This window comes from Desulforhabdus sp. TSK (assembly GCF_022836495.1).
GTDB lineage: Bacteria > Desulfobacterota > Syntrophobacteria > Syntrophobacterales > Syntrophobacteraceae > Desulforhabdus.
Genome location: NZ_BQXM01000072.1, coordinates 1 through 3,425 on the forward strand (window position 1 = coordinate 1; position 3,425 = coordinate 3,425).

Here is a 3,425-nt window from a genome sequence, read left to right on the forward strand (position 1 = left end):
TCGCTCTTTGCTTCTTCCGGGATGTTGGGTATCTGAATAGTTGCTCTCATGCCCCATATGCATAGCACAAACTGTGTTCTGAAGTCCCGAACTTTTTTATGCCTACCTACACTTTTTGAGAAGTTACCTGTCGGTGCACCGACACCCCTTTTCTTATCCCGGGGCTCGACTCGTGGAACGTCACTTTGGGAACGTCCATGATTCTGAGCCCTCATGCGCCGGGTAGTCCAGGATTCCGGGCAAGCACCGATGAGCTTTGAGGGACGCCCCATCCCGAAGCACGGGGACCGGTTCCCATAACTCTACCAAATCAGCGGCGGCCTGAGAACCACTCAGCACAAAGAAGACCAGCACCTACTCTCACGCTCCCGCAGATTGGCCAACCGCTGGATTTTACTGTTCGGTTTGTTTCATTCTCATGACCATGGCCTTCCTGCTGATTTCTTCTATGGACAAGTCCTCATCCATGCCCTGACGCCACTTCGTATAATCAAAAAGTTCTCTCTGAATAAGAGCAATAAAGCGCTCTGCTTCTACATCGCCAAGATGCTTCGTAAGGATCTCAAGCCCCTTCGATCTGATTTCTGTGTCGGTCATCATGATAAGATCTCCTTTATGAAGCCGATTGGATCGTCGATCTTAATACTGTCTATCTCCTTTCCACACTTCAAGATCCCGTCGTCAGTAGTGAGGAAATACTCGCACTTGGAAAGGATAGCACAAGCGATGTGCAGACAGTCAATCTTTTGAATTCTTTTCGGATTCAGCAAGTTAGCCACCTCAAGCAATTCAGGGCTCTCTTGAATATCACTTGCTGCGTACTGTTTCCAGTTCCTGATTTGTGATCTTCTTTCTTGATACGGATTCCTGTTGTTTTCATAGTCAAGAATGTATGACCAAGCGAGTTGGAAATGTCCTGAACGGATTTTTTCTTGAATCTTCAGCTTTGCCTCGGCCTCAAGCCGTACCCTGATTTGAGACTGATCGTCAAATGGTCGATTGAAACAACAATTGTCAAGATAGATTCTCACTGCGTTTCCCTCATATCAGCATTTGCTGTGAGAAGTCCGTAGATTGATACACCGAACACGGTCATCAGCGGCTGGCCGAGCTGGTACGGACTTCCATTTATCACCGCCGATTTTGAAAGAGCACGTGGTTGCGCGTCCGCTGCATAAATGCGTCATGAGATTAAATAAATGGCAATCCCCTATGATTGCAGGAAAAACCTTTGTTGAGAGCCAGCGCGACCTGCCTGCAAAAGACCAGGGACCAAAATTTGCCGGCTTGCCCCACTTCCTTCCCGGGAACCAAGGGCAGAAGTCTCGACGGGTACGACTACCTTTCAAATAGACCAAGGATCACTATGCCCCGGCCGTACGATGAACCTGCATTTGCCCCCTCCTCCCAAGGCACAGGGAGCGGACAACGCCTTTGGTGGTGCTGCGGAAGCCGAAGTGCCGATGCGCTACCGCCATGGACGTCAGGATAGGGAAGAACACATGCTTGAGCCGCCCGATGGATGAACTGGCGATGCGCTACAAAATAGCCGAACGACACGTTTTTGCTCAAGCCACTCCCGGTGAGCTCTACCGAGAATTGACACAGCAAATGGTTGGAGTCGTCGTAGAATCTCGTGTTTATTCATATGGTTACCTACTGTCGGTGCACCGACACCCCTTTTCTTATCCCGGGGCTCGACTCGTGGAACGTCACTTTGAGAGCGTCCATGATTCTGAGCCCTCATGCGCCGGGTAGCCCAGGATTCCGGGCAAGCACCGACGAGCTTTGAGGGACGACCCATCCCGAAGCAAGGGGACCGGCTCTCATAAGGAAGAGCTGGGGGCGGCGGCCCGGAAGCTCCAAGGACAATGCACTCGCGTGTGCCGCCGTCCGCTTCAGTGACATGTGTACGCCCGGCATGGGCGTGAACTTATGGGGTGAAAGTCCCCTGTACGTGAATCCTGTAAGTGGTTTCCACGCTTACACAAGTACTAGCCGAAGGCAAGGGCGGAACCGCGAGGGACCGTCCGGAGGAAGCCGGAGTGCAAAGCGGTTGAGCCGACGTACAGAAACAGCATACAAGGCCGAGTCTCCGGGTAAGTCAGCACGACATGACAAAGCCCCGGGTTAAGGAGATACGGTAAATGCTGCGGTTGCATCGCGAAAGTTCACGTTCTTATCCGGGGAGATCTGTCCAACCTGGCGATCGGAAGGAGATCCACAAACCGTCTGGTGAAAATGCCGGCCGGGGCTACCGGCTGACCAAGTCCCGGCGATACTCGGGAAGGGTTGCGCCCGGTATCGAGACACGAACCAATGAGCGCCAGACAAGACGGGGACGGGGGGCGCCACACGAGAGCGCCTCATGAGGCAACTCCTGAGGTGATTGGACAGAAGTCAGCCGAGGTCATAGTAGCCAAACGCCTCCTCTAATCGGGAGGACATGTTGAAGGGCCGAACTCAGAGCAGGTAAGGGGAGCCAGTGTGCTCGTCAGACACGCTGAATCCGACCGGATGAGTGATCTGCGGCGCGACATTGAACTTTCCGATCCTGGTGATCCCTTGCGGTTTGTCAAAGAACAACTTGGGGCCACTGAACGCCCAGCTACGGCTCGGCAGGCTCTGGGAACCGCCCGGTGCGGACCCGCAAGCCGGGTGGTGTGGGGGCTGGGGGAGAAAATCCCCCGGCTACCCTCTTGGGTGGCGGCTTACATGTTTTTTTTCGTCTCGCTCAGAAGCTTGGATATGTCAGAACTCATTTTTAATATGTGCATCTTGGCATGGCAATTCGGGCAAAGTGCCACTGCATTGTCTGCACTATCCTCACCGCCCTCTGAGAGCCATAATATGTGATGGCATTCCAGGTATGGTCGCCCAGCAGTGTCGAGAAAGGGAGCGCTATTCTCACATAGTTGACAAACACCAGAAGCCCGCCTTTTCACATATTCAACCACAAAGGGATTCCGTGCAAACGTCGTCGTTTCAATTGCCACCTTCTTCGGTTTTTTTCCTGAGACTGGGAGTTTCTCTTTTAGTTCATCGTTTGGAAGAGAGCAAATCTCGTCCTGTTGCACCTTGTACTTGAACATCGCCACAGCATGGACGAAGTCAGCCACTTGCCCCGCGACATTCGATGCGCTTAAATCCGCAACGAGTATTGCATCATCGGAGTCCTTTATATCGTCGTAATACACTTTGACTGGAGCTTTACCGTACCATTCAAGGAAGGCATTCTTTCCGATTCCCTTCTTGCCCCCTCCAACCTTACCTCTGTGAAGTAGTAGAGTTCTTTCGTGAGGTCTCTCGGAAATATAAGTCCTTATTTTAGATTGAGAAAAGTATAGAGTCAGGCATTTCTCAATCATTTTTTCTATAGGCAGATAAAACTCTCGGAAATTCATGGATCATTGACGGATAATCTG

The 3,425-nt window shown here is 51.8% G+C and carries 3 protein-coding genes; all 3 read right to left on the reverse strand.

Annotation, left to right across the window (positions count from 1 at the left end):
• Positions 1 to 393: 393 nt before the first annotated feature.
• The 3 genes from MWC30_RS21380 to MWC30_RS21390 all read right to left on the reverse strand — a co-directional run bounded on the left by MWC30_RS21380 (position 394) and on the right by MWC30_RS21390 (position 3,404).
• Complete coding sequence (locus MWC30_RS21380; RefSeq protein WP_244086230.1) at positions 394 to 600, reverse strand: hypothetical protein; 207 nt, start codon at positions 598 to 600, stop codon at positions 394 to 396.
• Complete coding sequence (locus tag MWC30_RS21385; RefSeq protein WP_244086231.1) at positions 597 to 1,031, reverse strand: hypothetical protein; 435 nt, start codon at positions 1,029 to 1,031, stop codon at positions 597 to 599. The genes MWC30_RS21380 and MWC30_RS21385 overlap by 4 nt, the downstream gene beginning before the upstream one ends.
• A gap of 1,680 nt (positions 1,032 to 2,711) precedes the next feature.
• Complete coding sequence (locus tag MWC30_RS21390; RefSeq protein WP_244086232.1) at positions 2,712 to 3,404, reverse strand: HNH endonuclease signature motif containing protein; 693 nt, start codon at positions 3,402 to 3,404, stop codon at positions 2,712 to 2,714.
• Positions 3,405 to 3,425: the final 21 nt, after the last annotated feature.

What these genes read in the sequence shown, in the direction of transcription:
- MWC30_RS21380 (WP_244086230.1), bottom strand. Translation starts at nt 600, where the DNA reads ATGATGACCGACACAGAAATCAGATCGAAGGGGCTTGAGATCCTTACG.
- MWC30_RS21390 (WP_244086232.1), bottom strand. Translation starts at nt 3,404, where the DNA reads ATGAATTTCCGAGAGTTTTATCTGCCTATAGAAAAAATGATTGAGAAA.